Here is a 26,704-nt window from a genome sequence, read left to right on the forward strand (position 1 = left end):
AATGATGAACAAATTTAAGCCTTTTATTACCACTTTGGCATTAGCTACAAGCTTATTATGTAGCTTTTCCACATGGGCACTGAATATCACTGCCAGTGTCACCAAAACCAAAGTGACTAAAGATGAAGTCATTCAACTTAAAATTGCCGCTGATGAAAAGCTCGACAGTGATAGCATCAACCTAGATACGCTATCTAATGACTTTTATGTTGGTCGCCCAAGCTTTGGCTCATCGGTTAATATCATGAACGGTAAGCGCAGTGACAGCAGTGTGTGGACTGTTTCTATCGCGCCTCAAAAAACCGGCATATTGACGATTCCAAGTTTTACGGTCAAAAACGCCGCCACCGCACCAATCACATTAAATGTGACCGTCAATGAACAAATGCCCACCACTGAGGACATCATTGAAGTCAGAACCAAACTTAGCAAAAAAGAGCTTTACCCAAATGAAAGCTCCACGCTAGATGCACGTATTATTGTCAAGGTTGACCCTCGCCAATTACAAAACCCAAATCTTACTAAGCCAACCGCGCCAGGGTTGCAGTTACAACCTATTGCGGAACCTAAGCAGTATCAAGCGGTACTCAATGGCGTGGACGTTTTCATTATTGACCAGTCTTTTAGAGTCACGGCTAGCACCAGCGGTGATTTTACTATTCAAGCGCCCACTCTAACTGCTGTGGTCAACTATGGTAATCGACGCGGCAACACGCACATCGTCACTCTCGATGGTCAATCACCACAAATACCGATAAAAGTGCTGCCAATACCAAAGGATTATCACGGAGTATGGCTACCAACATCCTCATTAACACTGTCTCAGCAATGGCAACTGGATAATAACCAAGCAGTCAGCGATCAATCTGCGACCATAGAGGCAGGGGACTCCATCACCCGCACCATCACCTTAACGGCAACGGATTTAACTTCCGAGCAACTGCCTAATTTAACCATCAACAACCCTGAAAATTTTCGGGTTTACAGCGAAAAACCAAGCTTTGCCGACAACGAAGATGGCTCAGTCACCATGACCACCAAACAAGTGCTGATTGCTAAACACAGTGGAGAGTATTCTTTACCTAGCGTGCAAGTACAGTGGTGGAATTCAGCGACGAAACAAGCGCAAACTAGCCAAGTTGATGGTTTGAAAGTAAAAGTGAATCAAGGAGAAGCTTCAAGCGCAGCGCCACTGCCGACCGCGCCTTTAGCTACATCGTCTACTGCTGATTCATCAACAGCGGCTCCTTTAACTGCGGCTACACAGCAAGGCGATAGCAAAACCGGCCATGGTTACTGGCCTTTGCTAACCGCGTTATTTGCCATTCTTTGGTTAATATCAAGCGCGATGTGGTGGCGAGCAACCAAACAACCTGTATCGTCAAATAGAGCTTTGACTCATTCAGCGCAGACCGGTAATCTCAAAGCACAATTGATTAGCGCAATAAAGCAAGGTGACGCCATAAAAGCGCAAGCCATGCTTGAGCAGTGGCTGAAAAGTGACAATATTGCCAAGCAAGATGAACAGAGCATTCGTCAGCATCTTAATACGATGAACCAAGCCTTAATGGGTAAAGATTCAGTCCATTGGGATAATGCTGAGCTGATAAAAAGCATTAAAAACACTAAGGCATTCAATACCCAGCAACAAAGCGATTTAGCATCGCTTTAATCAGATTATTCACACACTATAAATTAGCTCACCAAGGTTACTTATAAAAAAGTAACCTGGGTGAGCTTTTTATTTTAAACCTGCAAACTCAACAACCTAACAAATATCCGCATCAACATTAAAAGTGCTTCGTGATACATTAGCGTATGCATATTCTTTAGCTCACACCGAATGTCAAAGATACCGATAATGAACTACTTACCTTTAATCGAGCAGTTAGGTTTCCAGCAGCTTAACGACACACAAACACTGCAAACCTTGTGGGGAGGTTACGGTGAACTGGTGCGTTTATCGGTTGATGATGACAGTATTATCGTTAAGCACATTGCATTGCCTGAGCAAACTGAACATCCCAAGGGATGGAACACCAAGCGCTCCCATCAAAGAAAGATTAAATCCTATCAAGTTGAGCTGCATTGGTATCAAAATTACGTGGCAACTCTTCATTCCAACTGCCCTGCGCCATTAGCACTCGACACCATACAAACGCAGCACTCTTGGCTGATAGTGATGCAAGATTTGGCTCAATTGGGTTATATCAATACCATTCAAACCGCAGAAGATGCTCGTTTAAAAGCTTGCCATATCGAAGCGTGCTTAAAATGGTTAGCTTGGTTTCATGCCAGCCATATTCACACGGATCATGTTCACGCAGGTAACATTCAGACAGCTAGCAACGGACTTTGGCAACACGGCACTTATTGGCATCTTGAAACTCGACCTGATGAACTGCAAGCCCTGCAAGATCAAAAACTAAAAGATTCGGCGCATAAAATTGACCAGATACTCAATCAAGCGCCCTACCAAACATTGCTGCATGGTGATGCAAAGCTGGCAAATTTTTGTTTTACAGACGATGGTAACAATGCAGCAGCGGTGGATTTTCAATACGTCGGCAAGGGCTGCGCGATGAAAGATGTGGCGTTATTTATGAGTAGCGCCGTTTTACCCAGTGAGTGTGCAACTAAAGAGCAGTGGTTACTTGATACCTATTTTAAACACCTAAAAGCTGCCGTAGAAGATTGTCAGCCAACTCTAAATTACGCTGATATTGAGCAGGCATGGCGACCTTTGTTTTGTGTCGCTTGGGCTGACTTCCAACGCTTTGTAAAAGGCTGGAGCCCAAATCACTGGAAAATTAATCCCTATACCGAAGCCTTAACTCTGCAAGCATTAAAGCAATGCTAAATGCTATGCAGGAAGTAACCACCGTAAAAAATCATCAATGGCGGTACTTTGCGCTTCCTTTGGTCTTAATAAGTAATAACTCTGACCCGACACAACATGCTCAGGGTATGGACGCATCAAGCGATTCAGCTTTAAATCCTCATCAGCAAGGGTAATGTCGCCAACGGCAATGCCAAAGCCATGCAAAGCCGCATTCATTGCTTGATCCAGTGTTGAGAAAATCTGATTTCGTTTTCCTTTTTGCATCACATCCCCCTTTTTCTCTAGCCACAATCCCCAATCACTGTACATTGGGTTGGCATGTAGCCAAGTAAACTGAGTCAGATCTCGGTCATGCCAATTACTGCGCTCACCTATTATTTGATTCCAAAGTTGCGGCGCACAAACTGGCGTCAGTTTTTCTTCAAAAAGTACATGCTCTGTGACTGACAGTGAATACAGCGGTCGACCATAAACAATCACCAAATCAAAAGACTCAAAGTTAGGCAATGATTGATGCTTAATGCTCGAGGTGAGCTCCACTTCAATATCTGGGTAGTCTTGTTGAAATGACATTAACCGAGGTAATAACCAAGACGTCACGCAACTTGGCGCATTCAGCTTTATCCGATTTGATCGCTCCGTTACCTCAACTACCGCTTTTCTTAAACGATTGAGAATATCCTCAGCCAAAGGAATCAGCTTATTGCCTTCGGCAGTCAGGGATAAACCTCGTGCTTGTCGATAAAACAGCGCAGTGCCCATCAATGCCTCTAAAGACTGTATCTGACGGCTAATGGCCCCTTGAGTCATGTTCATAGCCTGCGCGGCATGAGTAAAATTAAGATGCTCTGCGGTCGCAAGAAAGATTTGTAAATTCTTTGTCGACGGTAATCGTGACTTCATGACTTTAACCCATGATAAAAATGCATGGCTATTATGTATTTAATTCGATTCTTCATCAAAGAGTTTTTGATTAAATTAGTCAAATAAACCCTAAAAACTGAATCATTAAACGATTATAGTGATTTGATATTCATCGAGAGATTTTACTGATGACATCCTTAGCCGCAAAATTAGCACCTGAAAGCATAAAAAAATTAATACCATATCAATCTGCACGTCGTATTGGTGGTGCTGGTCGACTGTGGTTAAATGCCAACGAATTAGAGCACGGCGTGCATTATGGTGAATACGATGCAGATTATAATCGTTACCCCGATTTTCTACCTCATCAGATAGCAGAAGCTTACCAAGACTACTGCCAGACCACAGCACCGACAGTGGCAGTACGTGGCGCGGACGAAGCCATTGATTTGCTTGTTAGAACCTTCTGTCAGCCGGGCAAAGATAAAATCATTATCAGCTCGCCAACTTATGCCATGTATGAATTCTGCGCAGACGCAATGGCAGTAGAAACCATTGATGTGCCCCTAATTGAGCCGCAGTTCAAACTCGATGTAGATAGCATTATTAAGCAAGCACCCAATGCTAAAATCATCTTTTTGTGTTCACCAAATAACCCAACCGGTAACTTGCTTTCTCGTCGCGATATTATTTCGGTTGTCGAAGGGACTCAGCAACACGCTTTAGTTGTCGTCGATGAAGCCTATATCGAATTCGAATTAGGCGAAACTGTCATGGATCTTGTGGAGCAATACCCAAATCTTGTGGTTATTCGTACTCTATCGAAAGCCTTTGGTTTAGCGGCTGTGCGTTGCGGATTTATTGTTACTACAGCAGATGTGATGGAATACGTATTAAAACTTATTCCCCCTTATCCGATGCCTGATTGCTCCGCCAATATCGTACTAGAAGCGCTCTCTACTAAGGGCATCGATATTGCCATGCATAGCACCCAGACGATTGTTGAAACAAAACAAACCTTTATTGATGCCATCAAAAATGTCGAGTGGATAGAGCATATTTACCCATCGTCGACTAACTTTGTACTGATTCGCACAACCCAACAAGCTCAGTTGTTTGAATATCTAAAAGAGAATGGCGTGGTAACGCGTAACCAAGCTCACGAACCAACACTAAAAAACTGCGTCAGAATTACCATAGGTTCATCAGAATCGATGCAAGAAGTCGCTGAACTTATTAACCAATACTCAATTTCATCGCTCTAAGAGGGACATAAGAATGAAAAAAATCCTACTCGCTATCACCGTCATCGCATCACTTACTTGTGCAACAGCAATGGCAAAAGAAGTTCGTTTAGCTTCTGACTTTACTTATGCACCGTTTAATTACAAAAATGCAGATGGTAAACCTGTTGGCTTTGATATTGAAATTGCAGACGCACTATGTGCTCAAGCTAAACTTGAGTGTACTTGGGTCTCTCAAAGCTGGGATGCTCTAATTCCTAGCCTGCTAGCTCGTAAATCTGATGTGATAATGGCATCAATGCGTATTACTAAAGAGCGTCAAAAAAGAATCCTATTTACGAATAAATACTATCAAACACCCGCACGTTTTGTGGCCAATGCTGATAGCGATATCGTGATTAGCCAAGAAGGCCTAAAAGGCAAAGTGATTGGTGTACAACAAGGGACTATTCACGACCGTTACGTTACCGATAAGTTTGGTAAAGTCGCCACAATCAAACGTTATAACGGTCAAGATGAAGTTTACCTTGATATGCAAAATGGTCGTCTAGATGTGACTTTTGGCAACGCTGACCAACTAATGCTGGCTTTCCTAGATAAAGAAGTCGGACAAGGGTTTGAATTTAAAGGCGAAGCAGTAACAGATAAAGCATACATCGGTGAAGGCACAGCGCTGGCACTGAGAAAACAAGACAAAGCACTTGCAGATAAATTTAACAAAGCGATTGCTGAAATTAGAGCTAACGGTACTTACGATAAAATTGCCTCTAAATACTTCAACTTTGATATTTACGGCGAAGACATCAAGTAACAAACACTCAAAACAAACCGCCTAAATTTATTTTTGGACGACACAAGTAAAAAAGGTCTGATGTATTCATGCATCAGGCCTTTTTCATTTCTAGCATCTCCATATCCATATCCAACATAAACTTCATTTCAAATCTCACCGTCACTTGCTGTTTTTGCTGTTATTGCTTCAAGGCAAACTAATCACTTTAGTTTTGATAGCTTTTCCCTATCAGAACGATAGAAACGTTCAAATTTACCTATGAAAGGCGTTGGGGCAATATAACTCCATCGACGCAAAACAGCGTAATGACTAAAACAAACAAGAGACTTAATATCATGATCAATACTGAAATCAAACCATTCCAAGCAACGGCATACAAAAACGGTGAGTTCGTAGATATCACAGAAAACGACGTTAAAGGTAAATGGGCTATTTTCTTCTTCTACCCAGCTGATTTTACTTTCGTTTGCCCTACTGAACTTGGCGACCTTGCGGATCATTACCAAGAACTAAAAAGCCGCGGCGTAGAAGTTTTCTCTGTATCAACAGACACTCACTTCACTCACAAAGCATGGCATGCAAGCTCTGACACTATTGGTAAAATTGACTACTTCATGGTGGGTGACCAATCTGGCAACATCACTAACAACTTCAATGTTATGCGTGAAGGTCAAGGCCTAGCAGACCGCGCAACATTCCTAGTTGACCCAGAAGGCGTAATCCAAGCAATGGAAATCACTGCTGAAGGCATCGGCCGTAACGCAAGTGACCTTCTACGCAAAGTAAAAGCTGCGCAATACGTTGCCGCTCACCCAGGTGAAGTTTGCCCAGCTAAATGGGAAGAAGGCGAAGCAACTCTAGCCCCTTCTCTAGACCTAATTGGTAAAATTTAATCGGCTAGTTCACAGTAAATAAAGTATGAAAGAGCATTAAGTCGTTCTACGGGCACGCTTTAACTTACCTCCTAAAAGGGTTAAAGCGTGCCACCTTATTGCTTTATCAACCTTTCAATATCTCAGGCTGTACCCCTTTTTTCTATTTTCCTTTTTTGAACAACCTGATATTAGTCAAAACCAGACAAACTTAAGAGTAGGCACAATTATGTTAGATCAAGCAATGAAGCAGCAGCTAAAAGCATATTTAGATAACCTTAAAACTAACGTTAAGCTGGTGCTTAGCCTTGATGACAGTGACACAGCAAACAAGCTTCAAGCTCTGGCAGAAGATATTGTGTCACTCACTAACAAAATTGAAGTCGTTCGCGATGACAACGCCAGTACTCGCAGCCCAATCATGCAAGTAGTGAGTGAAGATAAAGGCACTGCCATTGGTTTTGCTGGTTTGCCTATGGGTCACGAATTCACCTCTTTAGTACTTGCTCTGCTACACAGTGGTGGTCACCCAATTAAATTGGATGCGGAAACCATCGAACAAATCCGCGATCTAAATCAACCTCTAAATGTCGAGATTTTCATCTCACTTTCATGCCAAAATTGTCCGGAAGTAGTTCAAGCATTTAATATGATGTCGGCCATTAATCCACTGATTAAAACCACCATGATCGATGGTGCTGCATTTCAAGATGAAGTGAAATCTCGTGAAATTATGGCCGTACCAAGTGTGTTTGTGAATGGTGAGCTGTTTGGGCAAGGCCGTATGTCTCTTGCTGAAATCCTCAACAAAGTTGACTCTGGCGCTGCTGAGAAAAAGGCGCAAAACCTAGACAAGCAAGCACCGTTTGATGTTCTTGTGGTCGGGGGTGGTCCTGCCGGTTCTTCTGCCGCAATTTACGCCGCTCGTAAGGGTATCCGCACTGGTGTTGTCGCCGATAGATTTGGTGGTCAAGTCATGGATACAATGGCAATTGAAAACTTCATCTCTGTCAAAGCAACAACTGGGCCTAAATTAGTCGCCAGTTTAGAAGAACATGTAAAAGAATACGGCGTAGAAGTGATTACAGAACAACGCGCTGCAAATATTATCGATGCTGAACAAACTGAAGATGGTTACATTCATGTTGAGCTAGAAAGTGGGGCAACATTGAAAGCTCGCACTGTGATTACCAGTACGGGTGCTCGCTGGCGTGAAATGAACGTACCTGGTGAACAAGAATACCGCAATAAAGGGGTTGCTTACTGTCCACACTGTGACGGCCCACTATTTAAAGGCAAACGCACCGCCGTTATTGGTGGTGGCAACTCAGGCATTGAAGCGGCGATTGACCTTTCGGGTATTGTTGAGCATGTGACAGTGCTTGAATTTGCCGACACTTTGCGTGCCGACCAAGTGCTTATCGACAAAGCCAACTCAACGCTAAACATCGACATCATCACGATGGCGCAAACCACTCAGGTTATTGGTGATGATAGCCGTGTAACCAGCCTTGAATATAAAGATAGAAACACCAATGAACTAAAGTACATTGACGTTGCGGGTATCTTTGTTCAAATCGGTCTAATGCCAAACAGTGAATGGTTAAAAGAGACAAAAGTCGACCTTTCACCTCGCGGAGAAATTGAGATAGATGCACATGGCTCGACCTCGATGAACGGCGTATTTGCAGCAGGTGATGTTACGACCGTACCTTACAAACAAATTATTATTGCCATGGGCGAAGGTGCAAAAGCAAGCTTAGGCGCATTTGATTATCTAATCCGTAATCCAGCACCCGTTAAAACGGCTGAAACAGCGTAACAGCTTGTATTAAGTGTAATCTCAAAAATCCATAGGCTCTGTATATCAAAGATACAGAGCCTATATTTATTATTATCAATAGCTTAGTTTATGGTAATGACAAAAGTTCAGCTTACCCTCCCCCTATGATCTGCATCGTAAAATCATCTATAAAGCCAAACAATAACCACTTCATTAAGCTATGATGAATAGCAATCGCTAACTGATTAACCACTAAAATCCTCTTTCAATGCAAGCTGAGTGTACTATTAATGAAACTACCAACCGACTTTGAAGTAAGCTTTGCTGCATTCTTGCAAGAAACAATGCATGCCGATTTAGCGCACGACCTTAGCCATGTCTTGCGGGTGGTCAGCAATGCAAAACAATTAACGCTACAAGAAAATGCCGATCTTTGGATTGTGTTGCCAGCAGCCTATCTTCACGATTGTTTTTCGTATCCCAAAAATCATTCTCAGAGCCACCAAAGCTCACAACTTGCAGGTGACAAGGCAATACAATTTCTCGCCTCGATTCAATATCCTTCACATACCTATAAAGCCATTTACCATGCTATTGCTGCCCATAGTTATAGTGCCAATATCACCCCAACTTCAATTGAAGCTAAAATAGTACAAGATGCCGATAGACTCGATGCATTAGGTGCCATCGGTATTGCTCGCTGTATTCAAGTCGGGAGTAGCTTTGATGCGCAATTATATTCATTAGATGATCCCTTTGCAGACAAAAGATTATTAGATGACCATAAATACACCGTTGACCATTTCTTTAATAAATTATTTAAATTACCAGAAAGCATGCAAACTAAGGCCGGAAAAAAAGAAGCCCATAAAAGAATGATCTTTATGCGCCAATATCTAAATCAATTAAGACAAGAGATTATTTAGGACGTAGTTTATGGATTGAATTTATTTTATGACAAGAATTAGAATTGATAGGGCAGCGTTTTTTTATACAAAAAAGCGTGACTATTAATATTAACAGTCACGCTTTGATTTTATAGCATAATGAAGAATTAACTCGCTAAACTATTCAATTATCGCCTCTTTCGAACAGGGCTGTTGCTGTTCTTTTTTAGATGATTTTAATATTCCTAGCTCATGCAATAGATGCTTAACTAAAATGGCATAAATAAACATCATAGGTAAGCCTGCTACCACACATAACGATTTGATGGTATTAATTCCACCACCTGCCAAGAACACACTAAAGCTAATTAAAGCGATAGCACCAGCCCAAAGTAGTTTCACTTTATTATCAGGATCACCGTTAAGCTCTAAGCGATTGGTTGTCAGCATAGCGGTTGCAACACTTGCACTCGACATTGTTGTTAGCATCAAGAAAAATTGAATAACTAAAAATAAACCTAATATCAAAGATTTAGCTGGCAATGTTTTGATAAGAGAAACAACAGCAAAGGTAAGTCCACCATCACTCATCCACTGCTGTACAGGAAATCCTCCGAGCATTTGCGCCCAAACTGCGTACCCGCCAAAGATGGAGATAAAGAAAGCACAACCTAGAGACCCCATAGAAACCGTACATAAAATCACTTGGCGAATAGTTCGACCTTTAGAGATACGCGTAATAAATAGGCCCATCATGATGAGGTAAGCGTAGTACCAGAACCAATAATATTGTGTCCAACTTTGTGGAAAACCACTTTGCTGCACAGGGTCTGTCCATAATGACATTCTAAAGAAACTATCAAACATCACACCAATCGAATCGGTAAAATTGTTCAGTATAAATTGTGTATTTGATGAAAATAGAACAAACAGAGCAAAGCCAATTGCCATTAAAACGGTATAGTCTGATACCTTACTGATGCCTTTATTAAAGCCAACCAGCATTACGCACATAAGAACGGCAACAAACAACAAGATGATTCCACCTTGTAATAACAAGCCATTTTGAATGCCAAACAGCTCTGATGCACCGGTACTCAGCAAGGTTACAGTTAAGGACAATGAGCTAGCAAATGCGGCTAACGTGCCAAAGATCGCAAGTAAATCTATTGCTTTTGCGACGATTGGGTTGGTTCCTACCACAGACTCACACAAAGTCGATAGCTTGAGTGTTCTTTGCTTTTTCACATAAAAAGCGTAAGCAAATGGGATAGCAGGGAAACAATAAATTGACCAACCGGTAATACCCCAATGGAATATGGAATAGGTCACAGCCCATGCAGCAGCAGAAAAGCTGTTTGCCTCAGCAAAAAGTGGTGGCGACTGCAGATAATACATTGGTTCGCCAATGCCCCAATAAATCAGGGAAGCCCCCACACCTGCGGTGAATATCATGCCACCATAGGTAAAGTTGCTGTATTCTGGCGCGTCTTCACCTAATTTTATGTTGCCATGTTTTGAAAAAGCCAGCCAAAACAAAAAACCGACTAATGCCAAACTGGCTATTTCTACCAGCCAGCCAAACCAACTGGTGACAAAAACCATCGCCCCGCCAGCCATCGCTTGGGATTGTTCTGGAAACATCGATGATACAAACAATAAGCCAATCACCATAATTACAGCTGGAATTGCTAAGCCATAGTTAAGATTTTTCAAGGCTATCTCTCCACTTCGCAAGCTCTGCTATATGGTCTGGGTAAATGCCACAGCATCCCCCAATCACCGTTGCGCCACTTTTATACCAAGCTTTAGCAAACTCTAAGTATTCCACTGGCGTTAAATGACGCATTGATTGCATTGTGTCATTGGCTTTATGACCAGTACTAATTGGCGTGAAGCTATTGGCAAATACACCAATTACTAGATCGCAACCCTGCTCATCAATCACTTTTTTCGCATCAGTAATGGCTGCTTGCATCACTTCCGGAACTGAACAGTTAAAAAATACGCCGCTTGCACCTGACTCACAAACCTTAGTAACGGCTTCAATAACTGACTCACCTGAGCGCAATGTTGCTTGGTCAGAAGCGTCATCTAAAAGAGTAAAAGAAAAATGACATGGTTTGTCTGTTGCTTTAAGAACCTGACTAATTGTGTCAAATTCGGCAATACTTGCTACGGTTTCAGCTAACCACAGATCCACATTTGCTTCTTGAGCATCAAATAAGGTCTGTGTGATTGTTGTTGCTTCAACAACTTCAAACAAATCAGGACGATAGCTACCAAAAGCAGGAGGAATTGAACCGGCAACAAGCACTGACGACGCACTTTTATCGGCAACTTCGCGCGCAAGAATTGACGCAGTTTGTGCAAGCTCAAATCCACGTTCTTTATATAATGCTTCACCTAAATGAAACGGTACACATGCATAGCTATTTGCGATAATGACTTCGGCACCCGCATCAATAAAGTTCTGATGTGCTTGTCGAACATGGCTTGGGGACTCAATCAGTGCTTGAGCACTCCATAACGGCTGTGAAAACGGTGCAGAAATGCGCTTTAGCTCTCTTCCCATTCCGCCATCTAGGATGGTTAACTTTTTCATTTAATACTTCCATACAACTTTACTGGATACCTTGCATTAAATACCAATGCTATGGGGATAGATAGTGAAAGCTATTCAAGTCGAATATGAAGATTATTCATCTTTATATATTAACTTCAACAACAATATATGAGTGCTATTTTATATTAACCATAGGTAAATCAGACATATTGAAATAAAGTACTCACCAACAAAAATATAATTTACAAACCACAAAAATAGATTACTTGAATAAACACAACAAAATATTAACACCCTCGAAACAGCCTTGCATAGCACATTTAATATGTTTTTTTTACTTTTGAAAAATAATAACTCATTAATTTTCAGAAATTGATTTGTATCACTTTTTATACTTTATCTATATATACAATGAAGCAAGGAACTCATCATACAAGGTAATAAGAATGACAAAGAAGCTTACCACTGCAGGCGGTAGCCCAGTTGTTGACAATCAAAACGTTATGACAGCAGGAAAACGCGGTCCAATGTTATTGCAAGATGTCTGGTTTTTAGAAAAACTGGCACATTTTGATCGCGAAGTTATCCCTGAGCGCCGTATGCATGCTAAAGGCTCTGGTGCTTACGGTACGTTTACCGTTACTCACGATATTACTCAGTTTACTAAAGCGAAGATCTTCTCTGAAATTGGTAAAACTACCGATTTATTCGCACGTTTCACAACCGTTGCAGGCGAACGTGGCGCAGCTGATGCTGAGCGTGATATCCGTGGCTTTGCACTTAAATTCTACACCGAAGAAGGCAACTGGGATCTCGTTGGTAACAACACACCGGTTTTCTTCTTACGTGATCCACTAAAATTCCCAGATTTAAATCATGCGGTTAAACGCGATCCTCGCACCAACATGCGTAGCGCAGAAAACAACTGGGATTTTTGGACTTCGCTTCCTGAAGCATTCCACCAAATCACTATCGTAATGAGTGATCGTGGTATCCCTGCCAGCTACCGCACAATGAACGGTTACGGCAGCCATACATTTAGCTTTGTAAATGCAGATAACGAACGTTACTGGGTTAAATTCCACTTTAAAACTCAGCAAGGCATCAAAAACCTGACTGACCAAGAAGCGGAAACTCTAGTGGGTCAAGATCGTGAAAGCCATCAGAAAGATCTATACGAAAGCATTGAAAACGGTGAGTTCCCTAAATGGAACCTACGTGTTCAAATCATGCCAGAAAAAGATGCAGACACACTATCTTACAACCCGTTCGATCTGACTAAAGTATGGCCTCACGAAGATTACCCTCTTCATGATGTTGGTTACTTTGAACTAAACCAAAACCCAGAAAACTTCTTTGCTGAAGTTGAGCAATCTGCATTTAACCCAGCAGCAGTTGTACCGGGTATCGGTTTCTCTCCAGACCGTATGCTACAAGGTCGTTTATTCTCTTACGGCGATGCTCAGCGTTACCGTCTAGGCGTAAACCATCACCAAATCCCTGTAAACGCACCTCGCTGCCCAGTGAACAGCTACCATCGCGATGGCGCAATGCGCATTAACGGTAACTACGGTTCAACCAAAGGCTATGAGCCAAACCAATACCAAGAGTGGCAACAACAACCAGAATTTGCTGAGCCACCTCTAGAATTGCAAGGTGCGGCAACTAACTGGGATCACCGTGAAGATAACGATTACTTTACTCAAGCAGGTAATCTATTCCGAGCGATGACCAGCGAGCAGCAACAAACGTTATTTGCAAATACAGCTCGCGCAATGGGCGGTGTCTCTTTGCCAATTAAATACAAGCATATCAACCACGCACTGCAAGCAGACCAAGCGTACGGTGAAGGTCTTGCTAAGGCAATGGACATCAACCTTGACGATGTTAAGTAATAGAGAAGCGGTATGTTAGAAGCACTTTCAGATGTTCGTCTTTGAAGATAAATATCTGATTTTGTAATAACTCTTACTACTGAGAGAACATTCTCTTTACGTTAATGACAAAACCGCAGATATCATAAGCTGCGGTTTTTTTATGTCAAAAATATCAGTATTCAACGCTAGTCGTTTAGTGAAATATCCGCGTTATGGTTTAGCTAGGATATACTCAAACTTAATCATAGCAATCACAGTATGTAGAGGATAATCATGTCAAATATTGTTTATATCGCCACCAGCCTTGATGGGTATATCGCAGACAAAAACAGCAATATTGACTGGCTGCATGATGTACCTAACCCTGACGGTTCAGACTTTGGATTTGCCGACTTTATGGCACGTATTGATGCGTTAGTCATGGGCAGAAACACCTTAAATATGGTGCTGAGTTTTGATATAGACTGGCCATACAGTAAGCCCGTGTTTGTCTTGAGTAACACTTTAAAAACAGTACCAGAGCACTTGAAAGATAAGGTATTCTTGGTCAACGGGGACTTAAACAGCATTGTCCGTGATTTAAAGCAGCAAGGGTACAATGACCTATATATAGACGGCGGTAAAACGGTGCAAAGCTTTCTGCAGCAAGACCTTATCGATGAGTTAATCATCACCACAATTCCAATCATTCTGGGTGGTGGTATTACGCTGTTTGGTAGCCTAGATGAACCGTTAAAATTTAAACATCTACAATCAGAAAGACTGGTTGATCATATGGTTAAAAACACTTTTATACGAACACGATAATAGGGAGGACTGCTACTCTATTTCAACGATAAGTGATAGATATAATCATCATAGAGCTTGCCACCAATAAAGGACGCATTAGGGATAATCTTATTAAGATTAAACCCAACTTTGCTTAAGACTCGCTCTGAGGCGATGTTGCCTTCTGTTACGGTGGCTAAGTAGTGATTGATACCATGAACCTGCTTAGCCCAATCAATTAAAATATCTAGCGACTCTGTCGCATAGCCTCGTCCATAAAACTGAGGCAAAAACATATATCCAACCTCAGCGACACCTTGTTGCAAACAAAACCCTGTAATTCCTACCTTTTGTTTCGTATGTTTATCAACCACCACCAAACAGAGCCAATACGTAGCAAGGCAACTCCAAGGCTGTGTTTTCACATGAAAACGCGCTTTAAGTTCGTCCAGACTAAGTGGATCAAAGCAAAGCGCCATCACCTGTTTATCAAGGTATAAATCTTTAAATAATGTCCAATCATCCAAGGAGAGAGGCAGGAGTTCAAGGCGAGCAGTTTGTAAATCCATTCATCACATCTCAATCATATTTATGATCGTCTTCTTCACTTTCAGCATTAAGTGCTTTTTGCGCATCTTTAACCGCCCAAATACACAGCATCATCATAGTAAAGGGAATTGCAGCAGCAACATACTCAACCCAGCCAAGCTTAGCTAAAACGGGTGAAAGAATCACATGACCAAAAATGGACAGCAGAGCAACCACAATCATTGCAATAGTGATTCTAATTTGGCTTTTATGCGCTTTCGTTGTCATTCCACAGAGTCCTTTGAGGATAGCAGCGTATTATGCTAATCGTAGTCAGTGTCTGATCAGACTAGCTAATTAAAACACTTGATAACTCACTCATCATTTTGAATGTGAATAAGTAAATGATTTACCTATACTAAATCAAGTAATTGATGATTCAAGTGGATAATAGAAAACTTGTTTGTGCTATCAGATTTAAAGATAGAATGAGGATGGCAGGTTAAGCTATCAAACCGTCAAAAGACGCATCTTCATAACAAAAGATTATTAAATCGATAAATTATGATAATTTTTATATATACCATCGCTTCCATATACTCTCCTCATCGAAACAAAACACAAACAAATTCTTAGAGATTGGAGCAAATTATGAAGATGAATCACGTGGGTATCATGGTTGGCGATATGGACAAAGCGGTTGAGTTTTACACCAAAGCACTGGACCTTAAAATTGTCATGAATAACACGAAAGTGATCGAAGAACGCGAATCTGCCATTGGCCGTATGTGTATCGCTGTATTTGGTGAAGGATTTAAAGGCTTTAACATTGCACACTTGGTGACCTCTGACGGTATCGGTGTTGAAATGTTTGAAATGAAAGAGCGTCAAGAGCGCCATGAAGTTGATTTCTCTCGTCTGGGTATCTTCCACTTCTGTTTGCAAACTGACGACTTTGCCGGTGTTATTGAGCGCACTGAGCAATATGGCGGAAAGGTTCGCATGGATATTATGCGCTACCACCCTGAAGACGACAGCAAACAAGCAAAAATGGTTTACCTAGAAGACCCGTTTGGTAACTTGTTTGAACTTTACTCGCACACTTATGAAGAAACTTACGCGTCAGATTACGAGTAATATCAATCACCGTAGAATGACAAACGAAACAGGGTTGGCCGATAAAGCCAACCCTCTTCCTTCTAATCTCTTTTTACTTGGGATCTTGTTGTTTGATCATTGGCGCGTTCTATAGCGTTGCCATTTCGCCACTAAAATGAAGTCCAACTTTATTAAACCACTACAGTCTAGATTTTAAGCCATTATTTAACAGGAACAATAGTCTTGCTAGGGTCGATTCCCATAGAGCGAAATTCAGCCGTTGGCGCATATTGTCTTACTAGTACATTCCACTGTTGACCTTCTTTTAAGCCTTCAAGTGGAATATTATTCGCACCGTATTTTTCTTCATCACAGCCAAAGTAGATAGTGTATGTACCGTCAGCATTTGGGGTAGCAACACCGCTGTTTGAGCTTGCGTCGTCGTTGAACATGAAGCCATCTTCATTGTAAACAGTGAATGACCAAAAGCCTTTGTTCTTTGGATCTTCAAAGGTAGTAGAGTGACACTGGGTAGATTTAAAGTTTGGCGAATATTGATAAACATTATCTTTATACGTTGCTCCGCCCCAGCCATAAGCTGCGCCCTGCTCGCGTTTTTCTGGTGTTGTGTACTCACCCATACCGAACATTTGATCCGAATCCGCGACATGTTGCTCCGCGATTTCATCTAAGATTTCTTTCTTAATCGGCTCTAGTTTTTCGGCGAGAGTGGCTAGATCGTACCCGCCAAATGTTTTGTAATCATCTTTTGATCCCGCTTTAATAACCAGCTGATCTTGCAACTTATTTAGCTGAGCAATCTCGGCGGTATCATTAAGATCAGGTAAATATGCACGCACCACAACAAACTGAAACTTAGTTGTTTGTGGCACTTTGATGGTCTCATTACCTTTAGTGTAAATAAGATCTTGAGTCATGTGCTGTTCATCAGTGAACTGCACCATCACAAATCGGTCTCCAAAGTCAGGTAGCGTAATTGTTGCACCCTTTTCGGTATCAATGACGGCGGTAGAATAAATGGTATCGCGATTCATACGAACAATTGGCTGATCATTAGTCGCAGGTGGCGTGCGAAAATGCCTCCAACTATTCACACCGTCAGTTGCTTTGGCTTCCGTTACGGTAAAGTATTTTGACGTCTCCGCCTCGATGTAATTACCACGGTTAATTTCTTGAGCCGCAAATGCTGAAGAAGTGCCCATTGAAGCCAGTACTGTCGCGATGATTAGTTTCTTCATTTTTCTACCTTTTAGATTAAAACAAAATTTTAGTACATCCATTTCAGCTGGAGACTTAATTGCTTCAAAATCCGTTTGTTTTATCTCGTAGAAAAATCTTACCCATCATTTAATATGCACGCCAATGATGAGTTTTTATATCATTCATTACCTGACTGCATATCACATTAGCTATGAATATGTTTTCACTCATCATTGATAGCAGCCAGACCCTAGCATCTGCTAAATCTTATCCAATCAAAGATCGAACGTACTCTTTAATTTCTGTATCTTGGCAGTTTGAGAAGAAGCAATCTTGGAACTGCGCACTGCCTACCGCTTGTTTTACTAATTGCTGATCGATGGCTTGCAATGAGGCCACAACGTCTTTACATACCGCTGATTTGACTTCATTTAAAATTGAAGCATTTGCTTGTTGAGGGGCTGCGCGTTCAATTGGGTAGCCTTCTCCGCGAGCGCCTGTGAATGCTTTTTCAAAAATATAGCGAACGTTAAGCTCACCTGCCCAACCAAAGCCTTTAGCAAAGGCTAAAGCAATCGCATTGCCGTTATTAATTTGATTAAAAAGAAAGGCATCCGATGGTTCTAGGCAGTATCCACAAACTACGCCGGGGTGTAAGTTGCTTGCCATTAATGCACCTTGGCCTGTTCCGCAACCTGTCACAACAAAGTCTACCGCCTTCGAGTTTAAAAGGATGCTTGCCATTATACCTAGATGAATATAAGTAAGATGATGATCGTTTTCATCGGTCATTCCCACGTTAAATACATCGTGACCTAGACCACCAGCAACGCTGTTAAGTTCAGAGACCACCATGGCATTTTTAGGGGCTTGGCTGTTTTCCATCATTAGTGCAATTTTCATAAGTACTCCTACAAAAGACGATAATAAATAAATTTAGAGTAACGACAACATCACTATTTAACGAGATAGCCACCCGCCATCCACGGCAATCGTGTAGCCATTGATATAGTTAGAGGCAGCAGAGGCTAAGAACACGCAAGGTCCTGCAACATCTTCTGGATCACCCCAACGACCTGCTGGAATACGCTCAATGATTTCTTGATTACGCTTCTCATCTGCTCGCAGGGCATCGGTGTTATTGGTCGTCATATAGCCTGGCGCAATGGCGTTTACATTAATATTATGACTAGCCCATTCGTTTGCCATAGAGCGAGTTACGCCCATCACCGCACTTTTGGATGCGGTATAAGATGGCACTCGAATTCCGCCTTGATATGACAGCATAGAAGCAATGTTGATGATTTTTCCACCCTCACCTTGAGCGATCATTTGCTTGGCTACGGCTTGAGACAAAAAGAATAATGATTTTACATTTACGTTCATCACCTCATCCCAATCTTGCTCTGAAAAATCAATGGCATCATTGCGACGAATAATGCCAGCATTGTTCACCAATATATCAATGCGCCCCAGTTGAGTGACGGCTTGCTCGATGATGTTAGGGATCTCTGATAACTGACCTAAATCAGCACGAACATCGACAAATCTACGGCCTAACACCTCGACCTTATGCTTGGTTGCAGAAGGCTCACTTCGATTAACCGCAACAATGTCACAGCCAGCACTTGCCAAGCCACAAGCCATTGCTTGACCAAGGCCAGTATTACAACCGGTCACAATCGCGACTTTGTCTGCCAGACTAAAAGAATCAAGAATCATGTTACTTCCTCAAAAGTATCGTGTGTACAACACAGGTATCTCTAATAAAAAATACTATATCAATAAATAAAACCTCACACAAATAAAAATGAAACACCATTTCAATTAACCAAAGGCAGCAAGAATATCTTAAACGCGGACGAGCGACATAGAGCGCTCTTAAAGACAGGAATGATACCAATCACAGTAAGTAAATGATCAGCCTAGCAGGTTAAAACTGTCATTCAGCCTTGATAGCAAAACGCCCCAATAAAAAGCTTATTGAGGCGTTAAAATTCAAACATCATGGATGTATTACATAAAATAAGTCGTACAAATCTTATTGCCTGAAGGATCGCGTAAGTACGCCATATACAGCTGTCTCTCTGAATTACCACGAATGCCCGGTGGTTCTTCACATTCTGTGCCGCCATTGGCCAATCCCACTTTATGCCACCTTTCGACAACATCAGAATTTGCAGCTCTAAAACCGATTGTCATGCCATTACCACTGGTTGCAGGTTCACCATTGATTGGAGTGGTGAGACAGAAAACACCACTATCTGCGATATAAAAGCAGCGGCCCTTTTCGTCCATAACACCAGCTTGATAACCTAACGTCGTCAGCAAAGCATCGTAAAACTGCTTAGATGCTTGCATATTGTTAGTACCGACCATTACATGACTAAACATATTCTTTCCTTTTTATATCATTAACCTTCAATGTGACGGATTCCTTTTTTATTGTCTAGAAAACATTGTCTATAAAACCGCGCCAAACAAATATCAGCAAGAGAATGCGCTATGCTCCATTAGGGCAAACGCATGAGTGAATACTTATCGACCAATCATGAGCATCATCTCCACAAGACGCCGTGAAATCATCCTTGATGGCTTCATAGTGGCATCCATGCCACAAAGACTTGTTCCAATAATACACATGATTTTGCTCAAATAACGTTCGTGATCTCACCCTGTATGCTCCATCACTTATCATTTGCACACAATAAATCACACATAATGATCAACTAACAAGGCAATAAACAACAACATCAGATGATAAATAGAAAACTTAAACGTGGTCATTGCTTGTTTGCTGTCTGATTTATATTTTAACTTCCATGCATGGTAGATAAAGCCGGCGCTTAATATCGTTGAACTAGCAAGGTATATCTGTCCACTCATACCTACCAGAGCTGGCATTGCACAGACCAAAGCCAGTAAAACGGTATACAGTAAAATACTGGTTTTGGTGTATTGAACGCCGTGTGTAACAGGCAACATCGGGATATCTGCCTTGGCATAATCTTCTTTACGATGAATGGCGAGAGCCCAAAAATGTGGCGGTGTCCAAATAAAGATAATCATCACTAATAACCAAGCATTGGCGTGCAGCTCTCCGGTCACGGCAACCCAACCGAGTAACGGTGGCATCGCTCCGGCAATTCCAGCAATGACAATATTCTGCGGAGTGGCTCTTTTAAGATACATGGTATAGATCACTGCGTAACCGAGCAGGCTCGCAAAGGTTAATAGTGCTGTTAGCGTATTCACCCCGAGCAATAAAATCGCAAAGCCTGCAACACCAATCGCAGTGGCGAAGATAAACACTTTTGCCGACGATAATTCACCCGCAGGCAGAGGCCGTTTATAGGTGCGCGCCATAATTGCATCAATACGTTGATCAATTAGATGATTAAAAGCGGCGGCAGAGCCTGCCATCAACCCTATACCCAACAGCCCAAGTATTGATTGCTGCATCGGCAAAGCGCCGGGCATCGCCAAGCACATACCCACCACCGCAGTTAACAACATCAATGCCACTACTTTTGGCTTTGTCAGCTGATAGTAACTATGTAAATTGCACTTTTGCGTAACGCGTGCTTGCGAACCAACAAGATGACTCATACCAAATACTCCCTTTTTGAATCATGAGTAAGTGATTTTAAGACGCTCACTTTAACCCATAAAAAATACTGAGTAGAGACTAAGGTCACTAACAGTAAAGCCGCCCCTAAATTATGCATCACAGCATTGACCAAGGGCAGATGAAACACGACATTGGCAATGCCTAACCCTATTTGAATAACAAGCCCAATACCGATCACTTTAGCGTAGCCTCTGGCAGGTTTTAATGAGGTTCGCCACAGCTGTATCATCAACGCCAGTAAGGCGACACTAGTCAGCAAAGCCCCTACTCGATGGGTAACGTGAATGGTCATCCGAGCGCCGTAATCTAGCACCCCAAATTCGTAATTATCAAAGCCAGTTTGCACAAGGTTAAATGCATTTTTAAAATCTAGATGATTTTGCCACTCTCCCTGACAGATGGGTAACGAGGTACACATTAACGCGGCATAGTTAGAAGATGTCCAACCGCCAAGCATAATTTGCACCACTAGTACTAGGGTTGCAAAAACGCCAATTCTGCGCACAGAACTCAAGCTGGAACGCTCAAGTTGAATCTGTGGTTTAAGTGTATTTCTCAAATGGCACATCAATAAAGTCAGTAAACTAAATAGGGTAAAGCCCCCCAACAAATGTAACATCACAATCACCGGCATCAGCTTTAATGTCACCGTCCACATGCCAAGGGCGGCTTGGGCAATAATCACGCCACTTAATAGCAACGGAAACACTTTAGAAGTGACTGAGCTTTTAAAAATGAGAAAAGAAAGCGCAAATACCACCAGCCCCAATGTGCCAGCAAAGTAGCGGTGTATCATTTCAAGCCATGCTTTATTAGCATCGACTGCTCGTTGCGGAAAAAGTTGCTGCGCCTGTGCTATATCTTCTGCCTGCGTAGGGACGGCAATTTGTCCATAACACCCCGGCCAATCTGGGCAACCTAAACCTGCATCTGCGAGGCGGGTATACGCGCCAAGCGCAATCACCACCAATGTCATGGCCAATGCAAGCCAAGTTAATCTCTGTAATAAAATGCGTCCTTGCATATATCGCCTACCCCACTCTTGAAAGCTTTAATATTTTCCTGACATCAGAAATTAAACCTTTATTCTGAGAAACCAGATCATCAATATTTGTATTGGGATAACGCATCACCCACTGACCTAGAGGATCAATCAACAAGTAGTCTTGCGATTTCACTGGCACGGACTGTTTATCAAACATCAAGGTGGGCTGCTGTTGCCTATTTTTTGCCAGCCAAACACTGTCGGACGTATCTGAGACAAGCAAAGTAATCACCACTCTGTCACTGTATGCCCCCAAAGCAATATAGCTTTGATTTAATAAATGCCACCTTTGCTCGCAACTGGCATCGCATCGCTCAGGCACAATAAACGCTAACTGCCAACTTTCAGTAATAGAATTGACCAAACCTGCCGATTCAAACGTAAACCTTGGCTCGATGAGCACGCCTTTATTCGTCACACCAGATTGATACCAACCTTGATTGAGAATCAGATGCGCCGCAATAACGGGAATGGCAAAGATGAACAATAAGGCCAATAGCTTCAAACGACCTTGTTTTTGTTGCTGATAGATAGCTTGGTTGTACCTAACTTCTAGTGTGCTTTTGAGCATCGTCATTCCTTAACTTTTCTCTTTCTAAATACAAACAAAATCACCAGTACTGCATACACTGCCGCCATAGAAAACCACTGCAAGGCATAGCCAAAATGTTTCTGTGAGGTCATTGGATAAGGTGACCAGAGCATTGGCAAGGTGCTATCGGGTATCACATTTGGCTGGAAAACAAACCCCAACAATGGCGCAGATAACACCTCAGCTAATTGCTCTAAATTCAGATTTTGGATGCGAATATTCATATCCGTAGCCGTACCCGCAGCCATAGGCATTTTCTCTGCCATCAGATCATGACTTAAAGGATTAGCGCTTTTTTGATAGACCCTACCGCTTAACGTTTGCGATGTATTAATGGCACTCACAGCAGGCAATTCACTTCTTGTTCGGCTTGCAACAACAAAACCTAACTCAACCAATAGTAAGGCTCTTTTCCCATCGACATTCACTGCCATAGGTTGCAATACGCGATAACCCACCTTGGCATCATTGGTCACATTATCTAGGTAAATTAAAGGCTGAGACTCGGGCTGTGACTGATGTTGAGATTGAGGTTTATGTTTATGTTTATGTTTATGTTGCGAAGGTGCAGTAACCACCGCTGTTAAAGGGTACCCCGTCACATTCTCTTGTTCGGCAAAGCTCACCACTTGCTCAATAGACAGTGCTGGCATTTGATCTCTTTTAAGCAATTGCGCCTCTAACTGCTGTTTTTCTTCTCCCCTAGACAGTTGCCAAAAGCCTAATTTGACCAACAGCACAAACAGAGCCACAGTTAACACAGTCGCTACGACCCAAAATGCTTTTATCCATAGCACTTTGTAAGAAGACTTAGAGGAACTGATGGCACCACTACTATTCAAATCAATCATCATCCTGTGTTTACTGTTTATCGTCTTCAATCTTGCCCTTGCGCTCGTGCGCATGGTGCGAGAAAAACCTGATAATACCGTTCCCATGACTCGCTACTTAGGGCGTCGAGTTGCTCTGTCTGCGGTAGTGATTCTTTTTCTGATCCTTGCCTTAAAGTTAGGCTGGGTTGTCCCCAACCAAAGGCCTTATTAGTGAGATAGCATCTACAACACATACACAAAAATAAACAGACACAGCCACACCACATCCACAAAGTGCCAATACCAACTGCCTGCCTGAAACGCGAAATGATTTTTAGCGGTGAAGTGATCTTTGCTGATTCGAAATAATAAGATAATTAAAAAAACGGTACCGATGAACACGTGCATTCCGTGAAAACCCGTCAGCAAAAAGAAGGTATTGCCATAAATGCCAGATTGCAGTGTTAAGCCCATCTCTTGGTAAGCATGAATGTACTCTTCGGCTTGGAAAAATAAGAAAAATCCTGCCAGCACTATGGTTAACTCTAGCCACACAACCAGTGCCATGCGCTTACTTTGCTCAAGGCTGACATGAGCCATATGCAAAGTGACCGATGACAGCAATAAGATCACGGTATTTTTTAATGGTAGCCCTTGCCAGCCCATCGCTTGAGTGGTGTCTCCACTTGGGGTTAAAGTCAGCGGCCATATTGCTTCAAACGATGGCCAAAGCACCTCATTGGTCATCACGTTATTATCGGCCCCTCCTAGCCACGGCACAGAGAACATTCTGGCGTAGAATAATGCGCCAAAGAAAGCGCCAAAGAACATCACCTCAGAGAAAATAAACCAACTCATTCCTTGCTTAAAAGAGCGAGTGATCTGTTCGCTGTAATAACCCGATAATGACTCTTGAACGACATTGGTAAACCATCCAGCAAGTACGATAAGTAAAGCAATCAGTCCAAGCGCTAAAAGCCAAGGACCTAGCCCCCCTTTCTCGCTCATGGTCTGTACGGTAAGCCCCGCGCCTACTGCAATAAAAAACAGGGCAAAAGCGGCAATTAAGGGCCACTGACTTTGTGCTGGGACGTAATAAGTTTGCTGTTTTTCGCTCATAGCGCGTCTCCTTGCGTGTCATGCTCCGATACGGCAGAAGAAGCGAATTTAGAATGAATATCCTCTACGCTATCGCTGATGTCATAAAGGGTATAAGACAGCGTTAGCGTATGGATGGAATCGGGTAAGTCATGTTCGACATAAAATATTAAAGGAAGCTCAGCTTGCTGTTTTGCTTTAAGTGGTTGCTGATTAAAGCAAAAGCATTCAATTTTATTAAAATGAGTCGCCCCTAAACCGGGAGTCACGGATGGGACGGCTTGTGCAATCAGCGCCGCTTGAGATTGATTAGTAGCAATATAAGCGGTGCGAATCACCTCTCCCGGATGCACTTGTATCACCTTGTTTTGTGGCTCAAAATCTATCGGCAACCCCGGCGGAATGTGCGAAACAAACTCCACCTTTATTGTGCGCGACTCATCCACCTGCATCGCAATCGGCGTCTCTGAGGCGACAGTAGAGGTTTTGCCGTTGATGCCTAATTGCTCACAAAGAATGTCGTACAAAGGAATCAATGCAAAACCAAAACCAAACATGGCAAGCGTTGCGCCGCAAAGCACTAGCGTAAGCTTTTGGTTCGACATTCCCTTGCTCATAATCGACTAATCCACTTTAGGGGGAGTCGAAAATGTATGGTGAGGCGCAGGGCTTGGCACTGTCCACTCTAAACCTTCAGCTCTCTCCCAAGGCTTGGCTGGGGCTTTGTCTCCTCCTCGGATGCATTTAATCACCACCCACAAGAAAATAAGCTGTGATAAACCAAAAGCAAACCCTCCAATTGAGACAATCTGATTCACATCAGCAAACTGTATAGCGTAGTCAGGGATTCGTCTTGGCATGCCCGCTAAACCTAGGAAATGCATAGGGAAGAACAATACATTTACCGAGATAATGGATGTCCAAAAATGCACTAGGCTCAAGCGTTGGTTGTACATATTGCCGGTCCATTTTGGCAACCAATAATAGGCGGCTGCCATAATAGAAAACACCGCGCCAGACACCAAAACATAATGAAAATGCGCCACAACAAAGTAAGTGTCATGGTACTGAAAATCAGCAGGAACAATCGCCAACATCAAGCCAGAGAAACCGCCAATAGTGAACAGTACAATAAAGGCAATCGCAAATAACATAGGCGTTTCAAACGTTAATGCCCCTCGCCACATAGTGGCAACCCAGTTAAACACTTTTACCCCCGTCGGTACGGCAATGAGCATGGTGCAGTACATAAAGAACAGTTCGGCAAACACCGGCATGCCTGTGGTAAACATGTGATGCGCCCATACCAAAAATGACAGCAATGCAATGGAACAAGTGGCGTAAACCATTGAGTGGTAGCCGAACAATTTTTTACCACTAAAGGCAGGAACAATCGCTGAGATAATGCCAAAAGAGGGCAGTATCATGATGTAAACTTCAGGGTGGCCAAAGAACCAGAAAATATGCTGGAACATCACAGGATCGCCGCCACCTGCAGCATCAAAAAAGCTAGTACCAAAATACTTATCGGTCAGCACCATAGTGACCGCGCCCGCCAGTACAGGCATGACGGCAATCAGCAAAAATGCAGTGATCAGCCATGTCCAAACAAACAGTGGCATCTTCATAAAGTTCATGCCGGGAGCACGCATATTAAAGATGGTCACAATGACGTTGATCGCGCCCATGATGGAGCTGATACCCATGATGTGAACGGAAAAAACAAACAGCGCGGTACTATCAGGGCCATAAGTTGTAGAAAGTGGTGCGTAGAAAGTCCAACCAAAATCAGGGCCGCCACCGGGCATAAACAATGAACTCAATAAAATAAGAAACGCAAAAGGTAAAATCCAAAAGCTCAGATTATTCATTCGCGGTAACGCCATATCGGGCGCACCAATCATCATTGGGATCATCCAGTTAGCCAGTCCAGTAAAGGCTGGCATGACTGCGCCAAACACCATCACCAAACCATGTACTGTAGTCATCTGGTTGAAAAACTGCGGCTCGACTAACTGTAATCCCGGCTGAAATAACTCAGCGCGAATCACCATTGCCATCGCGCCACCGGTAAAAAACATGATCAGACTGAACCACAAATATAAGGTGCCGATGTCTTTATGGTTAGTAGAATAAATCCAGCGCGCGATGCCTTTAGCGGGGCCATGATGATCGTGATCTTC

General features: G+C 42.5%; 26 protein-coding genes and 1 pseudogene. 11 read left to right on the plus strand and 16 right to left on the minus strand.

The annotated features are described in order from the left end of the window. The first annotated feature begins 1 nt into the window (after position 1). Both A9260_RS03035 and A9260_RS03040 read left to right on the plus strand, forming a co-directional pair. A complete protein-coding gene (locus tag A9260_RS03035; RefSeq protein ID WP_231892557.1) occupies positions 2-1,672 on the plus strand; it encodes a BatD family protein in 1,671 nt (556 codons plus the stop codon). Between the two features lie 189 nt (positions 1,673-1,861). Next, positions 1,862-2,860 (plus strand): phosphotransferase, encoded by a 999-nt coding sequence (locus tag A9260_RS03040; protein ID WP_082957033.1) that lies wholly within the window; start codon positions 1,862-1,864, stop codon positions 2,858-2,860. 3 nt (positions 2,861-2,863) lie between these two features. Here the strand turns inward: A9260_RS03040 and A9260_RS03045 are convergent, their stop codons facing one another. Further along, complete coding sequence (locus A9260_RS03045; protein WP_068696083.1) at positions 2,864-3,745, minus strand: LysR substrate-binding domain-containing protein; 882 nt, start codon at positions 3,743-3,745, stop codon at positions 2,864-2,866. A 149-nt stretch (positions 3,746-3,894) separates the two neighbouring features. Between A9260_RS03045 and hisC the strand changes: the two genes are divergently transcribed. The 5 genes from hisC to A9260_RS03070 all read left to right on the plus strand — a co-directional run bounded on the left by hisC (position 3,895) and on the right by A9260_RS03070 (position 9,324). Then, positions 3,895-4,971 (plus strand): histidinol-phosphate transaminase, encoded by a 1,077-nt coding sequence (hisC, locus tag A9260_RS03050; protein ID WP_068696085.1) that lies wholly within the window; start codon positions 3,895-3,897, stop codon positions 4,969-4,971. Positions 4,972-4,984: 13 nt separating this feature from the next. Beyond that, entirely contained in the window at positions 4,985-5,761 is a 777-nt protein-coding gene (locus tag A9260_RS03055) for an ABC transporter substrate-binding protein (RefSeq protein WP_068696087.1), read from the plus strand. 317 nt (positions 5,762-6,078) lie between these two features. Further along, positions 6,079-6,636, plus strand: coding sequence for an alkyl hydroperoxide reductase subunit C (gene ahpC / locus A9260_RS03060; RefSeq protein ID WP_068696089.1), 558 nt, complete (start codon positions 6,079-6,081; stop codon positions 6,634-6,636). Between the two features lie 208 nt (positions 6,637-6,844). Next, entirely contained in the window at positions 6,845-8,437 is a 1,593-nt protein-coding gene (gene ahpF / locus A9260_RS03065; protein ID WP_068696091.1) for an alkyl hydroperoxide reductase subunit F, read from the plus strand. A gap of 251 nt (positions 8,438-8,688) precedes the next feature. Next, on the plus strand, positions 8,689-9,324 hold the full coding sequence (locus tag A9260_RS03070; RefSeq protein WP_068696093.1) for an HD domain-containing protein: 636 nt from the start codon (positions 8,689-8,691) through the stop codon (positions 9,322-9,324). A gap of 141 nt (positions 9,325-9,465) precedes the next feature. Here A9260_RS03070 and A9260_RS03075 read toward each other — a convergent pair whose 3' ends face one another. Continuing rightward, positions 9,466-11,001, minus strand: a complete 1,536-nt coding sequence (locus tag A9260_RS03075; protein WP_068696095.1) for a BCCT family transporter — start codon at positions 10,999-11,001, stop codon at positions 9,466-9,468. Next, entirely contained in the window at positions 10,988-11,890 is a 903-nt protein-coding gene (locus A9260_RS03080) for a homocysteine S-methyltransferase family protein (RefSeq protein WP_068696097.1), read from the minus strand. The genes A9260_RS03075 and A9260_RS03080 overlap by 14 nt, the downstream gene beginning before the upstream one ends. Before the next feature lie 407 nt (positions 11,891-12,297). Between A9260_RS03080 and A9260_RS03085 the strand changes: the two genes are divergently transcribed. Both A9260_RS03085 and A9260_RS03090 read left to right on the plus strand, forming a co-directional pair. Then, positions 12,298-13,746 carry a catalase gene (locus A9260_RS03085; protein ID WP_068696099.1) on the plus strand — a complete coding sequence of 483 codons (1,449 nt, stop codon included), beginning with the start codon at positions 12,298-12,300 and terminating at the stop codon, positions 13,744-13,746. Positions 13,747-14,001: 255 nt separating this feature from the next. Further along, positions 14,002-14,535 (plus strand): dihydrofolate reductase family protein, encoded by a 534-nt coding sequence (locus A9260_RS03090; protein WP_068696101.1) that lies wholly within the window; start codon positions 14,002-14,004, stop codon positions 14,533-14,535. 17 nt (positions 14,536-14,552) lie between these two features. Here A9260_RS03090 and A9260_RS03095 read toward each other — a convergent pair whose 3' ends face one another. Further along, positions 14,553-15,065: a GNAT family N-acetyltransferase gene (locus tag A9260_RS03095; protein ID WP_068696103.1), complete on the minus strand. Its 513-nt coding sequence runs from the start codon at positions 15,063-15,065 to the stop codon at positions 14,553-14,555. Positions 15,066-15,075: 10 nt separating this feature from the next. After that, complete coding sequence (locus A9260_RS03100) at positions 15,076-15,312, minus strand: hypothetical protein (RefSeq protein ID WP_068696105.1); 237 nt, start codon at positions 15,310-15,312, stop codon at positions 15,076-15,078. A 363-nt stretch (positions 15,313-15,675) separates the two neighbouring features. On the opposite strand from A9260_RS03100, the gene A9260_RS03105 reads away from it, so the two are divergent. Next, positions 15,676-16,161: a VOC family protein gene (locus tag A9260_RS03105; protein ID WP_068696107.1), complete on the plus strand. Its 486-nt coding sequence runs from the start codon at positions 15,676-15,678 to the stop codon at positions 16,159-16,161. A 182-nt stretch (positions 16,162-16,343) separates the two neighbouring features. Here the strand turns inward: A9260_RS03105 and A9260_RS03110 are convergent, their stop codons facing one another. The 8 genes from A9260_RS03110 to A9260_RS03145 form a co-directional block, all read right to left on the minus strand. After that, positions 16,344-17,381, minus strand: coding sequence for a DUF1254 domain-containing protein (locus A9260_RS03110; RefSeq protein ID WP_068696108.1), 1,038 nt, complete (start codon positions 17,379-17,381; stop codon positions 16,344-16,346). A gap of 229 nt (positions 17,382-17,610) precedes the next feature. After that, positions 17,611-18,246 (minus strand): RpiB/LacA/LacB family sugar-phosphate isomerase, encoded by a 636-nt coding sequence (locus tag A9260_RS03115; RefSeq protein ID WP_068696110.1) that lies wholly within the window; start codon positions 18,244-18,246, stop codon positions 17,611-17,613. 57 nt (positions 18,247-18,303) lie between these two features. Then, entirely contained in the window at positions 18,304-19,065 is a 762-nt protein-coding gene (gene kduD / locus A9260_RS03120) for a 2-dehydro-3-deoxy-D-gluconate 5-dehydrogenase KduD (RefSeq protein ID WP_068696112.1), read from the minus strand. 294 nt (positions 19,066-19,359) lie between these two features. Next, positions 19,360-19,737: a VOC family protein gene (locus A9260_RS03125; protein WP_068696114.1), complete on the minus strand. Its 378-nt coding sequence runs from the start codon at positions 19,735-19,737 to the stop codon at positions 19,360-19,362. 318 nt (positions 19,738-20,055) lie between these two features. Next, positions 20,056-20,952: a heme o synthase gene (gene cyoE, locus A9260_RS03130; RefSeq protein ID WP_068696116.1), complete on the minus strand. Its 897-nt coding sequence runs from the start codon at positions 20,950-20,952 to the stop codon at positions 20,056-20,058. Beyond that, positions 20,949-21,998, minus strand: a complete 1,050-nt coding sequence (locus A9260_RS03135; protein ID WP_068696118.1) for a COX15/CtaA family protein — start codon at positions 21,996-21,998, stop codon at positions 20,949-20,951. The genes cyoE and A9260_RS03135 overlap by 4 nt, the downstream gene beginning before the upstream one ends. Before the next feature lie 7 nt (positions 21,999-22,005). Continuing rightward, on the minus strand, positions 22,006-22,590 hold the full coding sequence (locus A9260_RS03140; RefSeq protein WP_068696120.1) for a hypothetical protein: 585 nt from the start codon (positions 22,588-22,590) through the stop codon (positions 22,006-22,008). A 2-nt stretch (positions 22,591-22,592) separates the two neighbouring features. After that, positions 22,593-23,516 (minus strand): SURF1 family protein, encoded by a 924-nt coding sequence (locus A9260_RS03145; protein WP_231892558.1) that lies wholly within the window; start codon positions 23,514-23,516, stop codon positions 22,593-22,595. Between A9260_RS03145 and A9260_RS03150 the strand changes: the two genes are divergently transcribed. Next, positions 23,434-23,655: a DUF2909 domain-containing protein gene (locus tag A9260_RS03150; protein ID WP_068696124.1), complete on the plus strand. Its 222-nt coding sequence runs from the start codon at positions 23,434-23,436 to the stop codon at positions 23,653-23,655. The genes A9260_RS03145 and A9260_RS03150 overlap by 83 nt on opposite strands. Before the next feature lie 11 nt (positions 23,656-23,666). Here the strand turns inward: A9260_RS03150 and A9260_RS03155 are convergent, their stop codons facing one another. The 3 genes and pseudogenes from A9260_RS03155 to ctaD all read right to left on the minus strand — a co-directional run. Beyond that, positions 23,667-24,542, minus strand: coding sequence for a cytochrome c oxidase subunit 3 (locus A9260_RS03155; protein WP_068696125.1), 876 nt, complete (start codon positions 24,540-24,542; stop codon positions 23,667-23,669). Next, positions 24,539-25,126: a cytochrome c oxidase assembly protein gene (locus A9260_RS03160; protein ID WP_068696127.1), complete on the minus strand. Its 588-nt coding sequence runs from the start codon at positions 25,124-25,126 to the stop codon at positions 24,539-24,541. Before A9260_RS03160 ends, A9260_RS03155 begins: the two co-directional genes overlap by 4 nt. An 18-nt stretch (positions 25,127-25,144) precedes the next feature. Beyond that, positions 25,145-26,704: pseudogene (ctaD, locus tag A9260_RS03165) on the minus strand (cytochrome c oxidase subunit I); the annotation flags it as partial.

The sequence above is a fragment of the Vibrio sp. UCD-FRSSP16_30 genome (assembly GCF_001676025.1).
Taxonomy (GTDB): Bacteria; Pseudomonadota; Gammaproteobacteria; order Enterobacterales; family Vibrionaceae; genus Vibrio.

What these genes read in the sequence shown, in the direction of transcription:
- A9260_RS03110 (WP_068696108.1), bottom strand. Translation starts at nt 17,381, where the DNA reads ATGAAGAAACTAATCATCGCGACAGTACTGGCTTCAATGGGCACTTCT.
- A9260_RS03090 (WP_068696101.1), top strand. Translation starts at nt 14,002, where the DNA reads ATGTCAAATATTGTTTATATCGCCACCAGCCTTGATGGGTATATCGCA.
- ahpF (WP_068696091.1), top strand. Translation starts at nt 6,845, where the DNA reads ATGTTAGATCAAGCAATGAAGCAGCAGCTAAAAGCATATTTAGATAAC.
- A9260_RS03095 (WP_068696103.1), bottom strand. Translation starts at nt 15,065, where the DNA reads ATGGATTTACAAACTGCTCGCCTTGAACTCCTGCCTCTCTCCTTGGAT.
- A9260_RS03100 (WP_068696105.1), bottom strand. Translation starts at nt 15,312, where the DNA reads ATGACAACGAAAGCGCATAAAAGCCAAATTAGAATCACTATTGCAATG.
- A9260_RS03150 (WP_068696124.1), top strand. Translation starts at nt 23,434, where the DNA reads ATGGCACCACTACTATTCAAATCAATCATCATCCTGTGTTTACTGTTT.
- A9260_RS03145 (WP_231892558.1), bottom strand. Translation starts at nt 23,516, where the DNA reads ATGCGCACGAGCGCAAGGGCAAGATTGAAGACGATAAACAGTAAACAC.
- A9260_RS03115 (WP_068696110.1), bottom strand. Translation starts at nt 18,246, where the DNA reads ATGAAAATTGCACTAATGATGGAAAACAGCCAAGCCCCTAAAAATGCC.
- A9260_RS03105 (WP_068696107.1), top strand. Translation starts at nt 15,676, where the DNA reads ATGAAGATGAATCACGTGGGTATCATGGTTGGCGATATGGACAAAGCG.
- A9260_RS03155 (WP_068696125.1), bottom strand. Translation starts at nt 24,542, where the DNA reads ATGAGCGAAAAACAGCAAACTTATTACGTCCCAGCACAAAGTCAGTGG.
- cyoE (WP_068696116.1), bottom strand. Translation starts at nt 20,952, where the DNA reads ATGAGTCATCTTGTTGGTTCGCAAGCACGCGTTACGCAAAAGTGCAAT.
- hisC (WP_068696085.1), top strand. Translation starts at nt 3,895, where the DNA reads ATGACATCCTTAGCCGCAAAATTAGCACCTGAAAGCATAAAAAAATTA.
- A9260_RS03085 (WP_068696099.1), top strand. Translation starts at nt 12,298, where the DNA reads ATGACAAAGAAGCTTACCACTGCAGGCGGTAGCCCAGTTGTTGACAAT.
- A9260_RS03135 (WP_068696118.1), bottom strand. Translation starts at nt 21,998, where the DNA reads ATGCAAGGACGCATTTTATTACAGAGATTAACTTGGCTTGCATTGGCC.
- ahpC (WP_068696089.1), top strand. Translation starts at nt 6,079, where the DNA reads ATGATCAATACTGAAATCAAACCATTCCAAGCAACGGCATACAAAAAC.
- A9260_RS03125 (WP_068696114.1), bottom strand. Translation starts at nt 19,737, where the DNA reads ATGTTTAGTCATGTAATGGTCGGTACTAACAATATGCAAGCATCTAAG.
- A9260_RS03035 (WP_231892557.1), top strand. Translation starts at nt 2, where the DNA reads ATGATGAACAAATTTAAGCCTTTTATTACCACTTTGGCATTAGCTACA.
- A9260_RS03160 (WP_068696127.1), bottom strand. Translation starts at nt 25,126, where the DNA reads ATGTCGAACCAAAAGCTTACGCTAGTGCTTTGCGGCGCAACGCTTGCC.
- A9260_RS03140 (WP_068696120.1), bottom strand. Translation starts at nt 22,590, where the DNA reads ATGCTCAAAAGCACACTAGAAGTTAGGTACAACCAAGCTATCTATCAG.
- A9260_RS03055 (WP_068696087.1), top strand. Translation starts at nt 4,985, where the DNA reads ATGAAAAAAATCCTACTCGCTATCACCGTCATCGCATCACTTACTTGT.
- A9260_RS03040 (WP_082957033.1), top strand. Translation starts at nt 1,862, where the DNA reads ATGAACTACTTACCTTTAATCGAGCAGTTAGGTTTCCAGCAGCTTAAC.
- A9260_RS03070 (WP_068696093.1), top strand. Translation starts at nt 8,689, where the DNA reads ATGAAACTACCAACCGACTTTGAAGTAAGCTTTGCTGCATTCTTGCAA.
- A9260_RS03045 (WP_068696083.1), bottom strand. Translation starts at nt 3,745, where the DNA reads ATGAAGTCACGATTACCGTCGACAAAGAATTTACAAATCTTTCTTGCG.
- A9260_RS03080 (WP_068696097.1), bottom strand. Translation starts at nt 11,890, where the DNA reads ATGAAAAAGTTAACCATCCTAGATGGCGGAATGGGAAGAGAGCTAAAG.
- kduD (WP_068696112.1), bottom strand. Translation starts at nt 19,065, where the DNA reads ATGATTCTTGATTCTTTTAGTCTGGCAGACAAAGTCGCGATTGTGACC.